Source organism: Deinococcus betulae (genome assembly GCF_020166395.1).
In the GTDB taxonomy this organism is placed as follows: domain Bacteria; phylum Deinococcota; class Deinococci; order Deinococcales; family Deinococcaceae; genus Deinococcus; species Deinococcus betulae.
On sequence record NZ_JAIQXU010000004.1, the window covers coordinates 116,844 to 138,804 of the forward strand.

A 21,961-nucleotide genomic window follows, 5' to 3' on the forward strand; every position below is an offset into this window, starting at 1 on the left:
CTGGCCGCCTGTGCGGCTCCTTTCGAGGTCACCATGTTTCGTTCAAGACCGCTTCTTCTGTCCCTGCTGCTGGGCACAGCCCTGAGCCTGGAACCCGCTCGGGCCCAGGGCAGCGCGCCGCCCAGCCCACCTCCCCCGGCCACAGCCCCCCAGAGCGGCCCGCTCTCCCTGAATGACCTGCTGCTGGCGCTGCGCACCGCGCCGGGCTGGCGCGCGGCCGACCTGACTTACCGCGCCGCGCAGCTGACCCTGCAAAGCGCGCGCACCCGCGCGGGCCTGAGCGTCAGCGCCGGGGCCGACGGCGCCCTGAACCGCGTGCCCTGGGACGGCGGCGAGTGGAAAGGCAGCGGCACGCTGACCGTAATCGCCAGCTTGGCCGTGCTGCCCTGGTCACCCGCTTTTGAAGGGGTGCGCAGCGCCGAGCGCGCCCTGGCCGCCGCCGCCCTGACCCTGCGCGCCGAACGCGCGAGCCTGACCGCGCAGCTGTTTCAGGCATATGCCGGGGTGCGGCAGGCCCAGAGCGCCCTGACGGCGGCCCAGGCCCAGACCACCCTGGCGGCGCGGGTGCTGACGATCACGCAGGCCCAGCAGACGCAGGGCCTTCAGACCGGCGCTGGAGTGCTGGAGCGGCAAGCCGCGCTGGAGGGGGCGCAGGCCGCCGAGGCGCAGGCCACGCGCGCTGTAACCCAGGCGCAGCAGGCCATCACGCGGCTGCTGGGCACCGCCGTTACACTGGCCCCCACCTCTTCCCTGCCCGACCTGACCCCTGCGGGCGACCTGCCAGCGCTGCTGGCCCGCGCCCTGGCACAGCGGCCCGAGGTCAACCGCGCCCGCGCCGCTGTGGGCGACGCCCAGGCTGGCCGCGCCGCGTCGGCCCTGGACGCCCGGCTGCCTGACCTGAGTGCCGGAGTGCGCGCCGGGCAGCTGGCCGACGCCCAGGGCAATCCTGGCCGTACGGTCAGCGCCACCCTGAACGTGAAAGCGGGCGTGCTGGGCGCGCAGGTCAGCGTGCCGCTGCGTGACACCAGTGCAGCGGTGACGGGCGTGGCCCTGTCCCTGAGCGCCTCTTTGCCCCTCCTCGGCCGCCCGCAGGACACCGCGCTGGCACAGGCCGAACTGGGGCTGGCACAGGCGGCGCTGGCGCTGGAGGCCGCGCAGCAGGGCGCCGAACTGGAGGTCCGCACCCGCTTTATGGCCCTCGAAGATGAACGCAGCGGCCTCCCCGCTGCCCAGACCCGGCAGGCCGCCGCCGCCCTGGCTGTCCAGAATGCCCGCGCCCGTCTAGACGCAGGCCTGGGCACAGCGCTGGATGTGGCCCAGGCCGAACTGAACTTGCTACAAGCCGACCAGGCGCTGACGGCTGCGCGCGACCGCATCACCCTGGCCGGGCTGGCCCTGGCCCAGTCCACGGCCGACCTTGACCCGCTGCTGCTGACCCTTCCCCCCACCCCCCTGCCCACCGGAGGCCGCCCATGACCCGTCTGTCCCCCCGTGCCCTGCCCCTGCTGGCCCCCATTTTTCTGTCGCTGACCCTGGGAACGGCCTCGGCCCAGACCGCCCTGACGCTGCCCGGCGCCGTGAGCCGCGCGCTGACCAGCGGCACCGATGTCACGACCGCCCGCGCCAACCTGCAAAAGGCGCAGGCGGGCCTGCGGGCCGTACGGGCCGACCCCACCAGCCTCCTGCCCACGCTGACCCAGGCCGAACAGGACGTGGCCGCGCAGGCCGCCGCCCTGGACGCCGCCAAGCTGGGCGCGGCGCAGGCCGCTGTCTCGGGCTACCTGGCCGCCGCCGAGGGCGAAGCGCGCGCGGCCCTGGCCGCCGCGCAGGTGGCGCTGAGCGACCGCAACCTGAAAATTGCCCAGGCCCGCCTGGCTGCGCGGGTCGCCACCGCCCTGGACGTCAGCCGGGCCCAGAACAGCCTGAACAGTGACCGTCAGGACCTGGCCAGCGCGCGGGCCGCCCTGCCCGTGCTGGAAGCGCAGCTGACCCGCACCCTCAACCTCCCGGCGGGCACCGACCTGAAACTGGGAGCGGTGCCCGCCGCGCCCAAGCTGAGCACCACCCTGGCCACGCTGCAAACTGGCCTCGACAAGCGCCTGCCCAGCCTGGTGCAGGCCGCGAACGGCGCGAGTTTTGCGGCCCTGCAAGTTCGCCTGGCCGACAACGATTACACCCCGTCACGCACCCTGGAAGACGCCCGCGTGGCGGCCCAGAACGCGCAGCGCAGCCTGGATGACGGCCTGCGCGCCGCCCAGACCGGCGTGCGCGACGCCTACCGCAGTGCCCAGGACGCCCAGGAGCGCGTGGCTCTGGCCCGCGAGGCGCTACAAAACGCCCAGAGCAGCCTGACCCAGGCCCAGGCGCGCCTGAAAGCCGGCACCGCCGCCGCCGTGGAGGTTCAGCAGATGCAGCTGCAGGTGCAGCAGGCCGCGTTCAGTCTGACCCAGGCGCAGGGCGGCGTCTGGCGCGCACTCTCGGCGCTGGGGAGCGCGTCCGGCGTGGACGTGACTGGGCTGGTGAACTGATGGCCGGGACCCGTCCGAGGCTTCTGGTGGTGCTGACCGGCACGCTGCTGCTCAGCGCCTGTGCCGGCGGGGGCGAGGGCCGCCAGAACGGCAACGACCTAGATGCCGCCCCGGCCAAGACGACCACCCTGCGCGTGACCACCGTGAGCGCCCAGCAGGGCCGCCTGAGCGCGCAGCGCAGCGCCAGCGCCACCATCCGGGCCGAGCGCGACAGCCAGGTCGCCGCGCAGGCCAGCGGCGTGGTGGCGCGCCTGCTGGTTCAGGAGGGCGAGCAGGTCTCGGCGGGGCAGGTCGTGGCGCAGCTGGACGACGCCCCGCAGCGCCAGGCGCTGGAAAACGCCCGACTTCAGGTGCAGCAGGCCCAGCTGAGTCTGGCCCAGACCAGCCGCACCACCCAGGGCTCAGAAGCGGCGCTGCGCGCGGCGGTGACGGCGGCGCAGGCCAGCCTGTCACAGGCCCAGAGCAGTGCCCAGAGCGCCGAAAATCTGTATGCCCTGGGCGGCATCAGTCAGGCGGACCTGCAGGCGGCGCGGGCGCAGCTGGCCCAGGCCCAGAGTGGGCTGGCCCAGGCCCGCACCAACCTCGCCCAGAACGGCCAGAGCGCCCAGAACAGCGTGCCGCTGGGCCGCGTGGGGCTGGAACAGGCCCAGGCAGGTGTGCGCCAGGCCGAGGAAAACCTGGCCCGCGCCGCCGTGCGCGCGCCCTTTGCCGGCACCGTGGCCGACCTGAGCGCCGAGATCGGGGAATTTGTGGCGCAGGGCTCGCCGGTCTTTCGGCTGGTAGACCCCGGCAGCATCCGCGCGCAGTTCAATGTGCCGGCCGCCGACGCCCCTGGTCTGCGCGCCGGGACGGCCCTGAACCTGGGCTACGGCGGCGTGAACTACGTGGCGACCGTGGTGGACACCCCCGGGATTGCGGGCAGCAACCGGCTGGTGCGGATCACGGCGCGCGTGCAGGGCGGTGAGGCGCTGCCCGTGGGCGCCGCCGCCCAGGCCCGTTACCGCGTGACGCTGGGGCAGGGCGTCCTGATTCCCAGCGCCGCCGTGCAGGCTGACGGCGGAGAGAATGTCGTGTACACCGTGGCCGGCGGCGTGGCCGAGCGCACGCCGGTGACGGTGGTGGCCGAAAGCGGCGCCCAGGTGGCGGTGCAGGGCCTCCCGGCAGGCCAGCGCGTGATTGCCCCGGTGCCGGCCAGCCTGCAGAGCGGCGCGCGGGTGACCGCCGAGACCCGCGCGCCCGCCGCCAGCGGGGCCACCCCATGAGCACCCACGACCCCGCCGATTTTCACGCTCCGCCGGGCACATTGCCTGACGGCACACCTGAACCCGCCGTGCATCCGCTGGTGCGCTTCAGCGTGCGCAACTACGTCTTTTCCATCGGCGTGTTCGTGATGCTGGTACTGGCGGGCCTGGTCGCCACCTTCCGGCTGGGTGTGGAGCTGCTGCCCAATTTCGAGGTGCCGGTGCTGGCCGTCAGCACGGCGTACCCTGGCGCCAACCCCGATCAGGTGGACCGCGAGGTCAGCCGCCGCATTGAGGACGCGGTCAGCACCCTGGCCGGCGTGGTGGACATCAACACCACCTCGGTCACCAACCAGTCGGCCGTGGTGATTACGTTCACCGACGCCACCGATGTGGACAGCGCCGCCAACTCGGTGTCGCAGGCGGTGGCGGCCATCCGCGCCGCGCTGCCCGACGGGTCTGAAGCCCCGGTGGTCCAGAAATTTGACCCCAACGACACCCCTATCCTGTCGCTGGCCCTGCTGGGCGGCAGCGCCCCCCCCGCCGAGGTTACGGCCCTGGCCGAAGACGTGCTGGTGCCGCGCCTGGAACGGGTGGACGGCGTGGCCGACGTCAGCCTGACCGGCGGCCCCGAGCGGCAGGTGCAGGTGCTGCTGGACCCCGCCCGCCTCCAGAGTTACAACCTGACCCCGGCGCGGGTAACCCAGGCCATCGGCGCCAGCGCGCTGGACCTGCCAGCCGGCTCAGTGACACAGGGCGGCACGCAGACGCAGTTTTCCACCCGAAACACCCCGCGCAGCGCAGCCGAGGTGGCGCGCATTCCGGTGGACACCCAGACGGGCCTGACCGTGGGCGACGTGGCGGCGGTGCGCGACACCGCCGCCGCGCCGACCTCGCTGGCGCGCGTGAATGGGCAGCCCGCCGTGCTGCTCAGCGTGCGCAAGGGCAGCGGCACCAACTCGGTGGCCGTGGCCGACAATGTGCGCGCCGCGATGGAAGCCCAGCCCCTGCCCGCCGGCTACCGCCTGAGCCTGGCCAGCGACACCACCCGCGAGACCCGCGCCACCGTGGAAGACACCTTCAAGGAATTCCTGCTGGCCGTGGCGGCGGTGGGAGTCATCTGCCTGCTGTTTCTGGGCCGCCTGAACACGGTCTTCGCCGTAATTCTCGCCATTCCCATTTCCATCAGTGCGGCGCCGCTGCTCTTTAGCCTGCTGGGCTTCACCTTCAACATCATCTCGCTGCTGGCCATCATCGTGGCCATCGGCATTGTGGTCGACGACTCGATTGTGGTGGGCGAAAACGTGCAGCGCTACCGCGACATGGGTTACAGCCCCATTCGCAGCGTGCTGCTGGGCGGCTCAGAGGTTTTCTCGGCTGTGACCGCCGCCAGCTTCTCTCTGCTGGCCGTGCTGCTGCCCCTCAGCTTTATGCCGGGCATCCTGGGTCAGTTTTTCAGCCAGTTCGGGCTGGGAATTGCAGCGGCCATTGCGCTGTCGTGGCTCGAAAGCCTGCTGTTCCTGACTGTACGGATGGCGTACACCCGTGACCCCGAACCGGTTACCTGGCGCGAGGTGCCGGGTGTGCTGGGGCGCTTTCCGCATCTGCTGCGCGCCAGCCTGACTGGCGTCCGCACCCTGCCTGGTCTGCTGGGCCTGGCCCTGGCCGGGGCCGCGCTCACGGCGGTGCTGGACCGCGTCGCTGGTCTGGCCCTGCCGTTGGCTCTGGGCCTGGGGGCAGTGCTGGCCCCCCTGGCACTGGCGGCTGGGCGCTACCTCCTGACCGTCCTGTACGCCACCCTGGAGGCCCTGACCGGCACCCTGCACGGCGTGACCAACCGGGGCGTGCAGGCGGCGGCGCGCGCCTACGCCCGCAGCCTGGGCGGCGCACTGCGGCGGCCCTGGGCGGTCATGCTGGTGGCCGGCCTGTTTCTGCTGAGTGCCGGCCTGGCCGTGCGCGGGCTGGGCTTTGCCTTCGTGCCCCAGACCGACAGCGGCTCGCTGAGCGTAGACCTGGAACTGCCCACCGGCACCGACCTGAACACCACCAACCGCCTGACCGGGCAGCTGGAAGACAACCTGCTGGCCCGGCCCGAGGTGCGCCTGGTGCAGACCAGCGTGGGCTCGGGCGCCCTGACGGGCGGCAACACCCCCAACTCGGCCAGCCTGACCGTGACCCTGGTGGACCGGGAGGCGCGCCCCGGCATTGAGGTGCTGGTGGCCCGGTATCTGGCGCAGTTGCGTCCGGTGACTGCCAGCGTGCCCGGCACCGAGCTGCTGGTGGCTTCCAATCAGGGTGGTCCAGGGGGCAGCGCCGACATTACCCTGGCCCTGACCGCCCCCAACCAGGCGCTGCTGATCGAGCGCAACCGCGCAGTGGTGCGCCTGCTGGCCCGGGACCCCAACCTGCGCAGCGTGGACAGCAGCCTCAGCGCCACCCGCCAGGAGCGCACCTTTGTACCGGACAGCACTGCGCTGGCGGGCACGGGCCTCAGCGCCAGCGACGTGGCCCAGGCCCTGCGCACCTACAACGACGGCAGCGTGGCCGGGCGCGTGCGTGATGGTGACCGTAGCGTGGACATTGTGGTCCGCCTGGACCCGGCCCTCATCAGCGGCGAACAGAGCCTGCTGACCCAGACGGTCTACTCGCCCGTACTGGAGGCCAACCTGAACCTGGGTGACCTAGGCGCCTTCTCACTGGCCCAGGCGCCCGCCACCCTCAGCCGACTGAACAAGGCTTACACCGCCACGCTGGACATCACGCTGCAAGACGGCGGGCCCAACCCCTTTGCCTATCAGCAGGAACTGGTGGACCGGGTCGAGAAGGCAGGGCTGCTGGCGGGCGGCGTGACCCTGGGCAACGCCAGCGCTTTTGGCAGCGCGGGCCTGACTGGCGACCTCGTGTTTTATGGCCCCATTCTGATGCTCGTGGCCGTGCTGCTGACCTATCTGGTGCTGGGCAGCCAGTTCAACTCGTTCCGGTATCCGGTGTATCTGCTGCTGCCCGTGCCGATTGCCATTGTGGGGGCGCTGTGGACCCTGAACTTCTTCGGGGTCAACCTGGACGTGATTACGGTGCTGGGAATGGTGATTCTGCTGGGGCTCTCCACCAAGAATTCCATCCTGTACCTGGAATTTGTGACCGAACGCATCCGCAGCCTGCCCCTGCGTGAGGCGCTGATTGAGGCCGCCGAACTGCGGTTCCGCCCCATCCTGATGACCACTCTGACCGTGCTGGTCATCAGCATTCCCCTGATTCTGGGCCAGGGCGACGGCGCCGAGTTCCGCCGGGGCCTGGGCATCGTGATTCTGGGCGGCGTCATCACCTCGACCCTGCTGACCTTCTATGTGGTCCCCAGCGTGTTCTGGCAGTTCGAGCGGCGGCGGGTGGCGCCCGCACCTTCAACCGCACCTGTGCTGGGCGTCGGCGACTGAGGTTCACCAGTCACAGCAGGCAAAGCGAAACTGACAGTGACCCATCTCGTTTCTGCTCTGACAACCCCCTCTTTTCCATAGCGGAGATGAACAGAAACTCGCTTTGATGCACCAACCCCAAATAACTCAGAGCCACCCTCAGGTCATCGTAGGGTAGCTCTGAGCTTTGGTTTGAAAGGTAGAGGTAACGCCTCTGAGCGGCGGCGTTGGCAAAGACCTGTTGTCAGAAAGAAGGAGTGATGCACACCGTCGGCTGTGTTGGGCACACCAAGTCTGGCGACATCTCTGTGCACGACCCTGGGTGCTTAGGGTTCTCGCCATCCCTTTCCAGCTTGACGCAATCAGCTATGAAGACTGCTTCTCGTTGTCTTGCCATTTCCAGTGTCTACTTTCGATCTGCATCCTGGTGGAGCAGTTTGACAGCTGCGTTCTGAAGCCAACCGGTTGGGCCAAGTCGCGTTTAGGTGCGGCTCTTACTCCAGTCCGTAGACCCGATGCACCGTACTACGGCGCAGTAACCTCGCGGCGCCTGTCGCCTGGTCGAGAATGAGGATTTCGCCAGCAGCCGTCATGCCGTACAGCACGCCATTGACGAAACTGAGGCCATAGATCCCTTCAAAACCTGTCAGGCCCACGTTGCTGACTGCCCCAGTCTCTGAATTCACCGTGACGAGGCGATCAGACGCACCAGCGATAACGGTTGCATAGAGCGTGCCATCGGGCGCAAACGCCAGGTCACCGCTCAGAATCTCACTGTGTGCCTCTGCATTGAGCTGCGTGGCGACCCCCTGGACAGGATCGATGCGGTAAAAGTGGCCATACTCGTCACCAGCGAACAGGTCGCCCTGGGCATTAAAAGCAAGCGCATTGAGGGCGTTCATATGTTTGCCCCCCACAGCGGTGGCGGCGCCTGTCTGCGGATCGACGCGGAACAGCATGTTGCTTGTGACGGCGTATAGGTTTCCCGATTGGGGCTGCCGGGCAAGATCAGAGAACTGGATGGCGGGGACCAGCGTGGCGACCTGGACGTCGGCGCCGCCCGACAAATTGACGGCATAGAGATGATGCCCAGAGACGGCCAGAACGTGCGCCTCAGGTGCCGGCGGCTGTGTCGGTGGGGCCGCAGGAGGCGAGCAGGCAGCAAGAACGGCGGTGAAAAGGGCTAAATAGATCGTGGTTTTGAGAGACATACCAAACTCCTTGAACCAGCAGACTGGCCTGATGTCGTCACCGTATGGAGAAGTGGGTGACATAGAGGTGACATCGGGCTCCTGCCACTGTTCCAGGGAGTGTGTTTGTATGCGACCGAAGACTCCACCGCTCCCGTTGTTCGTCAAGCATTTCTGGATCAGCCTGATAGCGCCATCGCCACTCCGCGCTTAGATGAAATCCAGCTTCTTCCTCGCCCAGCTGCACTACCCTGGGCGTCTCTCGAATTGGACCGTGACCTGCTAATCCAACGCCCAGATTTGACGAATGACGCCGCATCACGCATTCACACGCTGGGATGGCCTACGCCATCAGCTGTTTGGTGGGATACAGAGATAGACGCAACAGATGTCGAGGTTGCTCATTCACGCCAGAACGCTGACACGCATCGCCGCCATATGGATACAACTGGATGTCGCCCTGCACGCTCCAGGTTCCGATTTTGAGCATTCAGCAAACGGCGCCCGAGCATCCAGCAACGAGACGGGGCAGATTCACAGTACCAGCGAACCGAACCATACCCATACAGTTCTGAAGTTTCATCTCCCGCGTTCTGATGCAAGCTCTGCACTCACGAGCTCAGCTGCTTGATCTTGTTTCAAGCAGCCGAGTTAAGCACGGCGCTGGCACAGCGGTTTCAGACTGTGATGGGGCAGCCTCCGATGAATTGTCTCATGCAGTGGCGTATGGGTCTGGTGGCCCAGTGTCTGCCGGATGAGAACCTCGCAGATGTGGCTGAAGCCGTGGGGGACACGCCAGTTTATGCCTTCAGCCGGGAGCGCGCGCAGTCCTCTGGGCGCTCCTGCCTCACGCTTAGCGGGTAAGGCCAACTTCTTCTACTCCAGTGCCAACTCAGAACGGCATAGGTCTTGAGATGGGGCCGCTGCACTGAATGATGAGCGCCCAGGATTAAAGCAAAAGCACGAATACAAACGGATCTGGATAGCCCATCTGGTCCGCTTCGATACCACGCCTCTTCAAGCGGCCTTCCTGGCAGTGTGATCTTGCATGTCACTTTCTACCCTCGCGGACTGACATAGCACATTCAACTGGAATACGTCGGCCTACCGCTGCTCTGGGTCTGGCGTGGACTGGTCGGCCGCTACACTTTTCCGCATGAATAGCCCCCAGCTCTGCGGCCCCATCACATCGTCGGCCAGGGGCTGACCAGCCCACTTCAGCATCAATTTGATCTGTCCGTAGTGATATCCCTCATGCCACAGCAGATGCTGGATGAAAAGGACTGGGTGGTCGTAGTGCCGGTCCATCGCCCGGCCAGTCTTCAGGCGGCTCTGAACAGCCACCCCAACGAGCTGGGCGCTTTCCATGAGGGAGTGGGCCAGCCGTTCTGGGTTCTCTTCGTCCATCCATTCTTCTGATGGAAGCGTGACGGGAAGATCTGGGGCGTTCTCTTCCACCAACACCAGACGCACGAAGTGCAGATGGCTCAGGACTTGGCCCACGCTGGGGCTATCAGGATCAGTGCGCAGAGCGAGAGCGCCGTCTGGAAGCGTCTGAAGCAGATTGAGCAGAATGGAATTGTTCCGCTGCCAGGAGGCAAGCAGGGCGTCAAGACACGGTGCTTGTCCAGAGAGGGTCATGGGACTTAGCCTAGCCCCAATTGCCGTCAGACCCTGTCTCAATTGCTGCCCCGTCAGGTGGGCACCAGCCGCCGAGAGAGGTGATAGAGGCGCCTAGAGTGGCCGCTGGTCGTCGCCCTCAACCGTTCTGGGGGCACACGAAGTGAGTCTTCGGAAGAAGTGGAGCGGCTGGGGGTCAATCCTCAACCTACCTGAAGACAGTCTGCAACCAGATACGCTGGGCCGGGGTGGACATTTAGAACCACCTGCTGCTGACTGGTGCGCGGTGCCCTGAGCCTACGGCCACCACCTCATCGTCCACTCTGAACTGGAGGCGCCCGCCTCAGCCCTGTCGGAGTAGGACACAGCCAGCAGACCTCTACGTGCAGGTCAGGCCCGTACGACGGCTGTCAGACCACACTCCGTACACTTCGGACATGACCGGTGCGCCCCTTCCGTCTGACGAGTACCGCCGGCTGCTAGACCTGGCCCGCTACCAGATTCTCGATAGCTCCCCAGAAGAGGACTTTGACCGCATCACCCGCCTCGCCGCGCGCGTCCTGAACACCCCGATGGCCGTCCTGAATCTTGTGGACCAGCACCGCCAGTGGGGCAAGGCGGTCTTCGGTATGGACGACAGCACCGCGCCCCGCCATGACTCGTTCTGCGCCTGGACCATTCTGGACGACGCCCCAATGGTGGTCGAAAACGCCTCCCTAGACCCCCGATTTCAGCACAATCCGATGGTTGTCGGTGACCCACATATCCGCCTCTATGCCGGGGCGCCCCTTACCACACCCGCAGGAAGCCGCATTGGGTCACTCTGCGTGGTGGACAGTCAGCCCAGGGCGCTGGAGCCCGGGGACGTGCAGGCACTACAAGACCTCGCCACTTTAACCATGCAGACCCTGGAGTTGCGCCGTCAGGGCCTGGAAGCCCAGCAGGACGCCAACGCCCAGCGGCATCAGGCGGCGGAACTGCGCCGCACCCTGGAGCAGGCCCGGATTCTGGAGGGTGTCAGCAGCCTGATGGACCTCGACCTGGACCCAGGGCAGGCCACCCTGACGGCCGCCAGTCTCATCAGCGAAGCCATCGAAGCGGATTACACCTTCCTACTGACCTGGCCCGGCGAGACTTTTGCCGTTCACACCGCGTACCAGCGTCCGGGGCTGCCCTCCGACACAGCCAACCTCGCCCAGGCTCTGCCCAAGATGGGGGGCGTAACGGCCACGCTGCGTAACCGGCGGGAGCCGCTGTATCTGCAGGACTACGGGGCCCACCCCCAAGCGCTTGCCGCAGCCAGCGAGGTGGAGCAGGTGGCGTGGGTGCCTCTCGGCACGGCGGGCGACCAGACCGCGCTCCTCATGGTGGTGCGGCTGAAAGGCAACGCGGTGACGACCTGGCGCGGTGGTGACCGGACCCTCTTGGAGGCGGCCGCGCGGACCATCCGGCATGCCCTGCAGCGCCACGCCGCCCTGGACCAGGCGCAGCAGCAGGCCCGGCGAGATGCGCTGACAGGGCTGTCCAACCGGCGCGCGTTTGACGAAGACCTGGCCAGCCAGTGGGCCGCTGGCGTGCCCCTGACCCTGGCGCTGGTGGACCTGGACGGCCTGAAGGCCATCAATGACCGTGAAGGCCATGCCCAGGGCGACAAATTGCTGCAAGTGTTTGGGCAGGCACTGGCGGCAGAAACCACGCCTGGCAGGGCCTACCGGCTGGGCGGGGATGAGTTTGCGGTGCTGCTGCCAGGAGAGTCGGAAGACGAGGTGCTGGAGCAGATTGATCTGGCGATGAGTGCCGCTCAGGCCGTGTCGGTGCAGCGCACGGGGGCCAGCACCGGTGTGGTGCAGTCCGGTGAGGTAGACACACTGCAGGCCTTGCTGGCGCTGGCGGACGAGCGCATGTACATCGCCAAACGCCGCCGGCAGAAGGGCACCAACCGGCCACCCGTCTGAGCCCCCTTGAGCACGCAGCCCTGAAGACGCTGGTGGCCCGAGACTGAATCTGCAGCGGCAAACAACAGGTCGCCTACACAATGCCCCACTCAACTTCGAGACCGTTCAGAGCGTGTCATCGCGCTTCCTTCCGAAGATGCGCCGCCCCGGCGTCCCAGCGTTCTGTCATCCATATTCTTTAAGCTCAGTGTTGTGACTGCGCCTGTGCTGCCTGAAAACGAGTTCACCCGCCTCCTTGACCTCGCGCGGTATCAGATTCTCGATACAGGCACCGAAGAGGCGTTTGACCGCATCACCCGCCTCGCCGCCCGCCTCCTGAACGTGCCAGTCGCCATGCTCAACCTCGTTGATCAGCACCGCGTCTGGGGCAAAGCCGCGCATGGCCTTCCCCGCGTCACCGCCAACCGCCCGGACGTCTTCTGTGCCTGGGCCATTCTGGATGACCAGCCCCTCGTGGTGGAGGACGCCCAACGGGACGGACGGTTTCAGCACAGTCCCATCGTCGTGGGTGAACCGCATGTCCGCATGTACGCAGGCGCGCCCCTCACCACCCCGGCTGGGCACCGGATCGGCACCCTGTGTATCCTCGACGCCGAACCCCGGCAGGTGCAGGCTGGTGACGTAGAGGCGCTGCAAGACCTCGCGGCTATGGCCATGCAGGAGCTGGAGTTCCGCCGCCTCACCCTTGAACTGGATCGGGCGGCTCAGGCGCAGAGTCTGCAGGTCGCGGAGTTGCGCCGCACCCTGGAGCAGGCCCGGATTCTCGAAGGCGTCAGCAGTGTGATGGACCTTGACCTGAGCCCGACCGAGGCGGTCGCCGCCGCTGCGCCCCTGTTGGCTGAAGCTGTGGGGGCAGACGCCACCGCGCTGCTGCTCTGGACAGAGGACCGGATGGACGTGCGGTGGCTGGGCGACGCACCACGCCATCAGACAGAGTCTCTGACAGCCCACTTGCGGGCCCTGGCCTGTCCGTATCAGACTGCCCGCACCCCAGCGTTTTTGGATGCTGGCCAGAAGGGCAATGACCCAGCCCTGGCCTGGTTGCCGCTGGGCACTCTACAAGGGCAGACTTGCCTGCTGGTGCTTGTGCGGCCGACTGAACTAGGGCTGGCGACTTGGCGACCAAGTGAGCAGGCGCTGCTGTCTGCGGCAAGCCGCACGGTGGCCCATGCGCTGGCTCGTCAGGAAAACCTGACCAGAGTGCAGAGCTAAGCGTGTCCGGGGCGTTGCCAGGGGCCTGATTACCCCGCGATCTGCGAGGAGTGCAATGCCTCTATATGGAAGGGTCCAGCGACTCAATGTGAGGAGGCTGGTGAGCCGTGCGTGGCCGGAGGCCCAATCGCCACTGTCTTCCCACCAGCGTCATCGTTGACGCCCCAGCGCAGTCCCACCGCTCTCCCTCAGCCAGTAGGGTGTTCAGGAACGGCTTCATCATCAAGGCGCCGTAGTCAGGCATGAGCCGTTGGATCAGTGGCACAGCAAGTTTGCGCCGCTTCTGACCGAGGAACTCCGCCACTGGGAACCCTGGCGTGGTTCCCGGTGGTCTCTGGACAAGGTCAGCGCTCGGGGTGGTGGAAACAAGCAGTGGCTTTGGAGCGGTGAGGATAAAAACGGCGCTGTCCTCGATATGCTCCTTCAGCAACGTCAAGCTACCGAAGCAGTCAAATGCTTTTTTGTCCGCCTGCCCGGTGAAGGTCGTGTCCCGGAGTCCGTATCATTGGCGGCAGACGAGACCGTAATAGGCAGACGCAGGACCACAACCCCTTACCTGTACCGCTTTTCCAGCAATTCGGCCAGCGCCTGCCATTCGGCCTGTTTGGCGCCGGGCAGTTGACGCGCCAGGGCGGCCAGATATCGGTCCAGATGGGTGCAGGTCAGGCCGCCAGGGTCTACTCCCAGCTCACTGGCCGCCTCCGGAATCAGCACGTCGGCCATCGGGCCAATCAGCCGCGTGAGGTTCCAGTGCAGGTCTTCCAGAAAGCCAGTCCCCAGCGGCGGCTCAGGCGCGGCGCCCCCGCCCAGGGCGCGCTCCAGGGTGCCGCCTTCAGTGGTCTGGTCCAGCATCCGGTCAAAGGCGCGGGTGGCGCCTGCCGCGTCCCCACGGATGATGCCGTGAATGATGTCCTCGTGAGTGGCGTACAGCGCTGGGAAGCGGCCACCCTGCAGCAGCTCGGTGCTGACCGCCCGCAGCAGATTGGCCAGGGGCATGTGAATGGCCCGCAAGAGGCGCAGCACCACCGGATTCCCCGCCGCCTGGGCCACTGCCAGGTGCAGCGCCAGGTCAGCCTGAATGAAACTTTCCGGGTCGCCCTGTACGTCCCGCATGGCATGCAGGTGCTCCAAGAGTTCAGTGTGCTGTTCGGGCGTGGCGTGGCGGGCAGCCTGCGCAATGGTGTAATGCTCCAGCACCTGCCGGGTGTCGAGGAAGGCGCGGGCCTCGACCTCGTCGTGCACCGCCCCCAGCCAGAGGTTGATGCTGGGGGCCTGCTGGGTGACGGGCAGCACCACGGTGCCGCGCCCAGGCCGGGCGTCCACCACGCCACTGGCCGAGAGAATACTGATGGCCTCGCGCACCGCCGCCACGCTGGTGCCGTAGCGCTGGGCCAGCTCCCGCTGACTGGGCAGGGTATCGCCAGGCCGCAGCTGGCCGTCCAGCAGCAGCGTTTGCAGGTGCACGGCGATGTGTTCGCCCAGCGACCGCTTGTCCAGCGCTTCGGTAGGAAAGGTGCCCTCACTCATGGCCGGCCCCCAGGGCGCAGGCGGCTGAGCGCCAGGTGCAGACTCACGCGCAGGCGCTCAATGGCCGTCACCAGATCTCCCAGTTCGTCGGGACGGCCCCCCGACCGAATCTGGATGGGGCCGTCCAACTGGCCCAGGCTGGCCTGCTGCGCCGCGTCGGTAATTGCCAGGATGACCCCCACCAGACGCCGCACCGCGCGGTAGGCCAGCCAGGCCGCCGTCAACGCCGTGACCGCGCAGGCCAGCAGCACCAGCCACAGTTGCCGCGACAGGACCGCGTTCAGGTCACCCAGCGTGACCCCAATCGTCAGGTGAAACAGCAGAGTTCCCTGCGGCGCGGCTTGTCCCGGCAGCCGCAGGGCCCGGCCCGCCTGGGTGTCGTACACCGCCAGCTGCGTCACCTCGTAAGTCTGGCGCTGGCCGCGTGTGGCGTCCAGCGTCGTCACCGCTGCCTGGAGGTGTTCGCGCACGCTGTCGGGCGCCGCCGCAGTTAGGGTGGCCTGGGCCGCGCGGTAGGCGTCGGCACGCGTGTCTGACAGTGCCAGGTGGCTGCCCGCCGGCTGGGCGTTTAAGAAAGTGTCCAATTGCGTCCGCAGCAGCCAATCCGTCTGCGGCGCGTCGCTGATGAAATATCTGGGGACGTCGCCCGCGGGCTGAATGTCAAGGAAGGCCACACTGGGCGACGCCACCGCCGCGCGCAGCTGCATATTTACCTGGGTCAAGTCTGTGACATCCAGGCTGCTGGCCAGCACACTGGCCACTGAAGCACTGAGGGACCGCGAGACAGCGTTCAGTTCGGCGCGGCGCTGAGCCACCAGGGTCAGCGCCACCAGCAGGCCCAGCAGCAGAATCGGCAGCACCGTGATGAGCAGGGCTTTGGTGCGCAGACCCAGGCGGCGCTCTGAGCGGGGAACGATGAGGGGCACACGGGTGGTGGTGACAGTCATAAAGACTCCAGGTGATTCAGGCAGAATCTTTGAACTCAGTCCATTGATCTGAACATTGAAACAGTTGACTTGAAAGTAAGTGCAGCCTACACTCGCCGTGTCCTTCAACACAAGTTCGCCGCAGGGCGCTGAAGCCTAAAAGTGCGTGCTGAACACCGCTTTTCGCTGCCTGGAGACACCAGGACAGCCCCCAAGGAGTTGCCATGATCCGGACCACTCTTCCCCGTTTGCTTTCTGCGGCTCTGCTGCTCACCCTGGGCTTAGCTCAGGCCCAAAAGGTTGACACCATCAGCATTGGCGTCGCCGTGGCACAAACAAGCAACACGGCGCTGCTGGGCCAGGAACAGGTGATCGGGGCCAAATTTGCCGAGAAGTACCTGAATGCGCGCGGCGGCATCAACGGCACGCCTTTCAAGCTGGTGTTTCAGGACACGGGTGGCGACGAGGCCGGCGCCATCAACGCCTTCCAGAACCTGATTACCAAAGACCGGGTCCTGGGCATCGTGGGGCCCACTCTGTCGCAGCAGGCGTTCGCCTCTGACCCCATCGCCGAGCGCGCCAAGGTGCCGGTGCTGGGCCCCAGCAACACCGCCAAGGGCATTCCGCAGATCGGCAATTTCGTGGCGCGGGTGTCGGCTCCGGTGGCGGTGGTCGCCCCCAACGCCGTGAAACAGGCCCTGAAGCTGGATCCCAAGATCAAAGACGTGGCCGTGCTGTACGCGCAGAACGACGCTTTTTCCACCAGCGAAACTGGTACCTTTCAGGAAACGGTCAAGGCCCAGGGGTTGACCCTCTCGACCGTGCAGAAGTTCCAGACGACTGACACAGACTTCACCACGCAGGTGACGGCCGTGCTGAACGCCAAGGTGGACCTCGTGATTATCTCGGGGCTGGCGGCCGACGGCGGCAACCTCGTCAAGCAGCTGCGCCAGCTGGGCTACAAGGGCCTGATTATCGGGGGCAACGGCCTGAACACATCCAACATGTTTCCGGTCTGCCAGAAGCTGTGTGACGGCGTGATTATCGCCCAGGCCTACAGCCCCAATCAGGGCAGCGCGGCCAACCAGGTGTTCGTGAAGGAGTACACCGCGCAGTACAAGAAGGCGCCGCCGCAGTTTGCCGCCCAGGCGTATGCCGGCGTGCAGGTGATGGTCGAAGCCCTGAAGGCCATTGACCGCAAGAAGAAGCTGACCACCTGGGACGTGGACGACCTGCGCATAGAGCTGAACAAGCAGATTCTGCTGGGCAAATACAACACGCCGCTGGGCCTGATCTCCTTTGACAAGGAAGGCGAGGTCATTCAGAAAGAGTTCTACGTGGCGCAGATTCGCATGAAAGACGCCAAGAACGGCAGCTTTGTGTACCTGAAGTAACGGCGCCCCAGTCGCCTTTTTCCCCGTGCCGCCAGCTTGCCCTCCAGGCTGGCGGCTCCCCTTTGAAGGAGCCACATGGAAGCCAGTCAACTGGTGCAGAACTTGCTGAACGGCCTGGCAATTGGCAGCGTGTATGCCATTTTCGCGCTGGGCTACACTCTGGTGTTTTCGATTCTGGGCATCATCAATTTCGCCCACGGCGCCGTGTTTACCCTCGGCGCATACTTCACCTACACGCTGGTCGTGGGTCAATTTGAGAACAACGGGCTCCTGAAAGGCGTGAACCTGTTTCCAGACGGATCGCCGTTTTCGGGCCAGCCTCTGACCTTCGCCCTGGCCACCCTACTGGGCGCGGTGGGCGCAGGTCTGGTGGCGGTGCTGATTGAGCGGCTGGCCTTCCGGCCCATGCGCTCGCGCGGCGCCGACCCCCTGCTGGCCCTCGTCAGTTCGCTGGGCGTGGCCCTGGTGATCGTGAACCTGATTCAGCTGCTGGTGGGCGCCGAAATCTACAACTTCCCTTCGGACGCCTACGGCGAGACGCCGCCCGCCCTCTCGTTCACGCTGGGCGGCAACGTGGTGATTCTCCGGACGGTCCAGGTCATCATTTTTGCCGTCAGCTTGGTCATGCTAACGGTGCTGGGCTTTGTCATCGGCCGCACCAAGATTGGCAAGGCGCTGCGGGCGGTGGCAGAAAATCCGGGCACCGCCAGCCTGCTGGGCATCAGCGTGGACCGCTTTATCGTCATTACCTTTTTCCTGTCGGGCTTTGTGGGCGGCCTGGCCGGCACCCTGGTGGGCACGGCCTTTGGCGTGGCTGGACCGTATTTCGGCGTCAGTTACGGCCTCAAGGGGCTGGCGGTCATCGTGCTGGGCGGGCTGGGCAGTATTCCGGGCGCGGTGCTGGGCGGGCTGGTTATCGGGCTGGCCGAAGCTTTTGTGCCCGCCGACTACTCGGCCTACAAGGACGCGGTGGCCTTTGCGCTGCTGTTCGCCATTCTGCTGGTGCGCCCGCAGGGGCTGCTGGGCCGCAGCGCCATTCAGAAGGTGTGACGTGAACGATTTTCTCCAAACCTACGGTTTTCTGATCGCCACCATGCTGCAAGCGGGTCTGCTGGGCCTCAGTCTGTACTTCCCGCTGCAGGCGGGTCAACTGAGCCTGGCCAGCCCCGGCTTCTACGCTCTGGGCGGGTACGTGGCCGCCATCCTGCTCACCAACCCTTCGTTTGCAGGCCTGCGGGACACGCTGGGGCAGGGCATCTTTCCGCTGACCTGGCTGGCGGGGGCCGTGCTGGGCGGCTTGCTGGGCGTGGTGGTGGGTGTGCCGGCGCTGCGGCTGCGCGGCATTTACCTGGCGCTGGCCACCATCGCCTTCGTGGAAATCCTGCGGGTGGTGGCGCTGAACCTGACGGTGACGGGCGGCGCCGTGGGTATCTTCGGCATTCCGCAAACCTTCGGGTTTCAGGACCGCTGGCAGTACATCTTTCTGTTCGGGCCCCTACTGGCGCTGACCCTGCTGTTTACGCGGCAGCTGGAACGCTCGCGGGTCGGCCGGGCCCTGCGCGCCCTCCGCGAGGACGAACTGGCTGCCGACGCCATGGGTGTGCCGCCCACCCAGTACAAGGTGCTGGCTTTCGTGATTGGCGCGGCCCTGGCGGGACTGGTGGGGGCCATGAGCGCGCCCTTCCTGAACACCTGGAATGCCAAGCAGGGGACGTTCGACTCGTCCATCACCATCCTGGCCGCGGTGCTGATTGGCGGCAGCCGCAACATCTGGGGCCCCGTGGTGGGCGGCGCGCTGCTGGCCGCCGTGCCCGAGGTGCTGCGGTTCCTGGCCGACTGGCGCCTGGTGATCAACGGCCTGGTGCTGGTGGTGGCCAGCCTGTATCTGCCGCAGGGCATTGTCGGGGCCCTGGCCCGCCTGACCCGGCCCCGCCCCCCGCAGCGTCCCCTGGCGCCGGCCTACGAGAAACAGCCATGACAGCCTCCTCCACTCCTCTCCTCCAAGCCCGCGAGATGACCCGGCGCTTCGGCGGTCTGGTCGCCGTGGACCACGTTTCTTTCGATGTCCATGAGGGTGAGATCTTCGGTCTGATCGGGCCCAACGGCGCGGGCAAGACCACCCTGTTTAACCTGATGACCGGCCTGACGCCTCCTTCCAGCGGCACCCTGAGCTACCAGGGCCAGCCGATTACGGGCCTGCCGCCGCACCGCGTGGCGCAGACTGGCCTGAGCCGCACCTTTCAGAACATCCGTCTGTTCCGGGGCCTGTCCGCGCTGGAGAATGTCAAGATTGCCCAGCACACCCGCACCCACGCGGGGCTGTGGCGCGGCGTTTTTGGCGGGGCGCGGGCCGAGGAAGTGGCCGTCGAGCGCCGCGCCTGGGACCTGCTGGACCTGGTCGGCCTGAGCGACCGCGCGGGCGAACTGGCGGGCAATTTCAGCTACGGCGACCAGCGCCGCCTGGAAATTGCCCGCGCTCTGGCCACCGAGCCGCGCGTGCTGCTGCTGGACGAACCGGCCGCTGGCATGAACACCGCCGAGAAGGGCCAGCTGACGGCCTTTATCCGCCAGGTGCGCGATCAGTTTAACCTAACGGTGCTGGTCATTGAACACCATGTGCCGCTGGTCATGAACCTCTGTGACCGGGTGGCGGTGCTGAATTTCGGCAAGCTGATCGCTGTGGGCGACCCCGCCACCGTGCAGCGCGACCCGAAAGTGATTGAAGCGTATCTGGGAGGCGAAGAATGACGCTGCTGGAAATCGAGAATCTGAGCGTCAACTACGGCGCCATTCAGGCCGTGCGGGGCCTGTCGCTAACTGTGCAGGAGGGCGAGGTGGTCACGCTGATTGGCGCCAACGGAGCTGGGAAGACGACCACCCTGCGCGCCGTGTCGCGGCTGCTGCGCCCGGTGGCCGGCCAGATTCGCTTTGCAGGCCGCGATATCACCCGCGCGCCTGCCGATCAAGCTGTGCGCCTGGGCATTGCGCAGAGCCCGGAAGGCCGACAGGTGCTGGCCCGCCAGAGCGTGCAGGACAATCTGGAACTGGGCGCCTACACCCGGAAGGGCAACTTCCGGGCGGACCTTTACGAAATGTACGAGCGCTTTCCCCGTCTGGGCGAGCGGCGCACGCAGCTGGCGGGCACCTTGTCCGGCGGCGAGCAGCAGATGCTGGCCATCGCCCGCGCCCTGATGAGCCGGCCCAAACTGCTGCTGCTGGACGAACCCAGCCTGGGCCTGGCCCCCATCATCGTGCGCGAGATTTTTAGCATCATCCGCGAACTGAACGAACAGGGCGTCACGATTTTGCTGGTGGAGCAGAATGCCCGCCTGGCCATGAATGCCAGCCACCGCACCTACGTACTGGAGGCCGGGCAACTGACCTTCAGCGGCGTCAGTGCCGACCTGGTCAACGACGAACGGGTGCTGCACGCTTACCTGGGCGGCTAGGGGCCTTTCTTTAAGCCCGGCGTGTTCTCGTTCAGTTGGCGGGGACACGCCGCGCCTCCTTTCTTGAGCTGGTCGGTGCGGCTGCTTTTCGCACCCTGGGTCTTCTTCAGGTCATCAGCAGGCGCCACAAGGGTCAGCCACAATTCAAGCGGCCCTAAACCCTCAGCCTGTCTCGACACCAGGCAGGGCATCTCTCCTGTAGTTCGACCCCTCTTCAACTTTGCCTCACCGCGGCAGGCACATCCTAAACTTCACCCGCTACAGTGAACTTCACTATGAAGCCACTGGCGACCCGCCTGGCCAACTTTGGCCCTTCTGTGTTCAGTGAACTGACCCGGCTCGCGGCGGTCCATCAGGCCGTGAATCTTGGGCAGGGCTTTCCTGACTTTGCCCCCGAGCCTTTCATGCTTGACGCTTTACGGAGTGCAGCAGCTGGCCCACAGCAGTATGTGCCGCCTGCCGGTCTCCTTGAGCTGCGGCAGGCGCTGTCCACCTTCCTGACACCCAGCTGTGGCTTTGCCCCTGACCCCGAGACAGAAATAACGGTAACCGTGGGCGCCACAGAGGCGATGCACGCTGCTATCCAGGCCCTGGTCAACCCAGGCGACGAAGTGGTCATTCTGGAACCGAGCTACGACATGTACGCGCCACAGGTCGAATTTGCGCAGGGGGTCGTGCGCCGCGTGGCCCTGGTGCCTGATGAAGCTGGCCACTGGTGCCTGAATCTGGAGGCCGTGCGGGCCCTCGTGACGCCAAAGACCAAAGCGCTGATTCTGAACACCCCCCATAATCCAACCGGCAAGGTGTTCTCGTACGCCGAACTGGCCGGCCTGGCCGAGCTGGCGCTGGAATTTGACCTGTATGTGCTGGCTGATGAGGTCTACAGTCACCTCGTTTACGAAGGCGAGCATGTCTCGGTCGCGTCGTTGCCGGGCATGCGCGAACGGACCGTCACCATCGGCTCGGCGGGCAAGCTCTTTTCCGTGACGGGCTGGCGGGTGGGCTGGGCCGTGGCCTCTCCTGAGGTGAGTAAGGCCCTCCGGGCGGGTCACACTTTCGTGACGTTTGCGGCGCCCACGCCTCTTCAGGTCGCCCTGACTGTGGCCTTGACCTACACGCAGACCCTGTCAGTGACGGCACAGACCTTCCGGCAGCGGCGTGACCAATTGGCGGCGGCACTCACGGCTGCCGGTTTACCGCCTTATCCCGCGCAGGGCGGCTACTTTTTGACCGCAGATGTCTCTGCTCTGGGCCAGGATGAGGCTGAAGTGGCCCGGTTCCTCCTCACCGAAGGTGGAGTGGCTGCGCTGCCAATGGGCGTGTTTTACAGCGAGGCGACCCGGCCGCTGGTCCCAAGGCTACGCTTCGCCTTCTGCAAGTCCGGTGAGGTGCTGGACGAGGCGGCCCGCCGACTGGCCCGAGTGCCAGTACCTTCAGCGACTGTTCAGGTACAGCACAGCTGAACCCTGACAGAGTTCCCTCAAGTGGATCGGAGCAGTTCGGGAT

16 protein-coding genes are annotated in these 21,961 nt (G+C 66.2%); 12 read left to right on the plus strand and 4 right to left on the minus strand.

The genetic code is table 11. From position 1 onward, the window contains the following. Positions 1–33 precede the first annotated feature (33 nt). From K7W42_RS05000 to K7W42_RS05015, 4 genes are read left to right on the plus strand one after another with little or no spacing between them, the layout of a single operon-like run. Positions 34–1,476 (plus strand): TolC family protein, encoded by a 1,443-nt coding sequence (locus K7W42_RS05000; protein ID WP_224572804.1) that lies wholly within the window; start codon positions 34–36, stop codon positions 1,474–1,476. Beyond that, the gene (locus tag K7W42_RS05005; protein WP_224572805.1) at positions 1,473–2,528 is read left to right on the plus strand and encodes a TolC family protein; all 1,056 of its coding nucleotides are present in this window, start codon (positions 1,473–1,475) and stop codon (positions 2,526–2,528) included. Before K7W42_RS05000 ends, K7W42_RS05005 begins: the two co-directional genes overlap by 4 nt. Beyond that, the gene (locus tag K7W42_RS05010; RefSeq protein ID WP_224572806.1) at positions 2,528–3,790 is read left to right on the plus strand and encodes an efflux RND transporter periplasmic adaptor subunit; all 1,263 of its coding nucleotides are present in this window, start codon (positions 2,528–2,530) and stop codon (positions 3,788–3,790) included. The genes K7W42_RS05005 and K7W42_RS05010 overlap by 1 nt, the downstream gene beginning before the upstream one ends. Then, positions 3,787–7,203, plus strand: coding sequence for an efflux RND transporter permease subunit (locus K7W42_RS05015; protein ID WP_224572808.1), 3,417 nt, complete (start codon positions 3,787–3,789; stop codon positions 7,201–7,203). The genes K7W42_RS05010 and K7W42_RS05015 overlap by 4 nt, the downstream gene beginning before the upstream one ends. 473 nt (positions 7,204–7,676) lie before the next feature. Here K7W42_RS05015 and K7W42_RS05020 read toward each other — a convergent pair whose 3' ends face one another. Next, positions 7,677–8,393: an NHL repeat-containing protein gene (locus tag K7W42_RS05020; RefSeq protein WP_224572811.1), complete on the minus strand. Its 717-nt coding sequence runs from the start codon at positions 8,391–8,393 to the stop codon at positions 7,677–7,679. Between the two features lie 1,083 nt (positions 8,394–9,476). Further along, positions 9,477–10,013, minus strand: a complete 537-nt coding sequence (locus K7W42_RS05025) for a DinB family protein (protein WP_224572813.1) — start codon at positions 10,011–10,013, stop codon at positions 9,477–9,479. 416 nt (positions 10,014–10,429) lie between these two features. Here K7W42_RS05025 and K7W42_RS05030 point away from each other — a divergent pair, with 416 nt between their 5' ends. Beyond that, positions 10,430–11,947, plus strand: a complete 1,518-nt coding sequence (locus tag K7W42_RS05030) for a sensor domain-containing diguanylate cyclase (protein ID WP_224572815.1) — start codon at positions 10,430–10,432, stop codon at positions 11,945–11,947. Between the two features lie 192 nt (positions 11,948–12,139). Next, on the plus strand, positions 12,140–13,159 hold the full coding sequence (locus K7W42_RS05035) for a GAF domain-containing protein (protein WP_224572817.1): 1,020 nt from the start codon (positions 12,140–12,142) through the stop codon (positions 13,157–13,159). 552 nt (positions 13,160–13,711) lie between these two features. Here the strand turns inward: K7W42_RS05035 and K7W42_RS05045 are convergent. Both K7W42_RS05045 and K7W42_RS05050 read right to left on the minus strand, forming a co-directional pair. After that, positions 13,712–14,686 carry a FadR/GntR family transcriptional regulator gene (locus K7W42_RS05045; RefSeq protein WP_224572821.1) on the minus strand — a complete coding sequence of 325 codons (975 nt, stop codon included), beginning with the start codon at positions 14,684–14,686 and terminating at the stop codon, positions 13,712–13,714. After that, complete coding sequence (locus K7W42_RS05050) at positions 14,683–15,633, minus strand: methyl-accepting chemotaxis protein (RefSeq protein WP_224572822.1); 951 nt, start codon at positions 15,631–15,633, stop codon at positions 14,683–14,685. The genes K7W42_RS05045 and K7W42_RS05050 overlap by 4 nt, the downstream gene beginning before the upstream one ends. A 203-nt stretch (positions 15,634–15,836) precedes the next feature. On the opposite strand from K7W42_RS05050, the gene K7W42_RS05055 reads away from it, so the two are divergent. The 6 genes from K7W42_RS05055 (at position 15,837) to K7W42_RS05080 (ending at position 21,918) form a co-directional block, all read left to right on the plus strand. Beyond that, positions 15,837–17,006 (plus strand): ABC transporter substrate-binding protein, encoded by a 1,170-nt coding sequence (locus K7W42_RS05055; RefSeq protein ID WP_157458438.1) that lies wholly within the window; start codon positions 15,837–15,839, stop codon positions 17,004–17,006. 75 nt (positions 17,007–17,081) lie between these two features. Next, positions 17,082–18,056, plus strand: a complete 975-nt coding sequence (locus K7W42_RS05060) for a branched-chain amino acid ABC transporter permease (RefSeq protein WP_224572824.1) — start codon at positions 17,082–17,084, stop codon at positions 18,054–18,056. 1 nt (position 18,057) lies between these two features. Beyond that, positions 18,058–18,984: a branched-chain amino acid ABC transporter permease gene (locus K7W42_RS05065; RefSeq protein ID WP_224572827.1), complete on the plus strand. Its 927-nt coding sequence runs from the start codon at positions 18,058–18,060 to the stop codon at positions 18,982–18,984. After that, positions 18,981–19,754, plus strand: a complete 774-nt coding sequence (locus tag K7W42_RS05070) for an ABC transporter ATP-binding protein (protein WP_224572829.1) — start codon at positions 18,981–18,983, stop codon at positions 19,752–19,754. Before K7W42_RS05065 ends, K7W42_RS05070 begins: the two co-directional genes overlap by 4 nt. Further along, positions 19,751–20,455, plus strand: coding sequence for an ABC transporter ATP-binding protein (locus K7W42_RS05075; RefSeq protein ID WP_157458441.1), 705 nt, complete (start codon positions 19,751–19,753; stop codon positions 20,453–20,455). Before K7W42_RS05070 ends, K7W42_RS05075 begins: the two co-directional genes overlap by 4 nt. Positions 20,456–20,730: 275 nt before the next feature. Continuing rightward, positions 20,731–21,918 carry an aminotransferase class I/II-fold pyridoxal phosphate-dependent enzyme gene (locus K7W42_RS05080; protein WP_224572831.1) on the plus strand — a complete coding sequence of 396 codons (1,188 nt, stop codon included), beginning with the start codon at positions 20,731–20,733 and terminating at the stop codon, positions 21,916–21,918. The last annotated feature ends 43 nt before the right edge of the window (positions 21,919–21,961 follow it).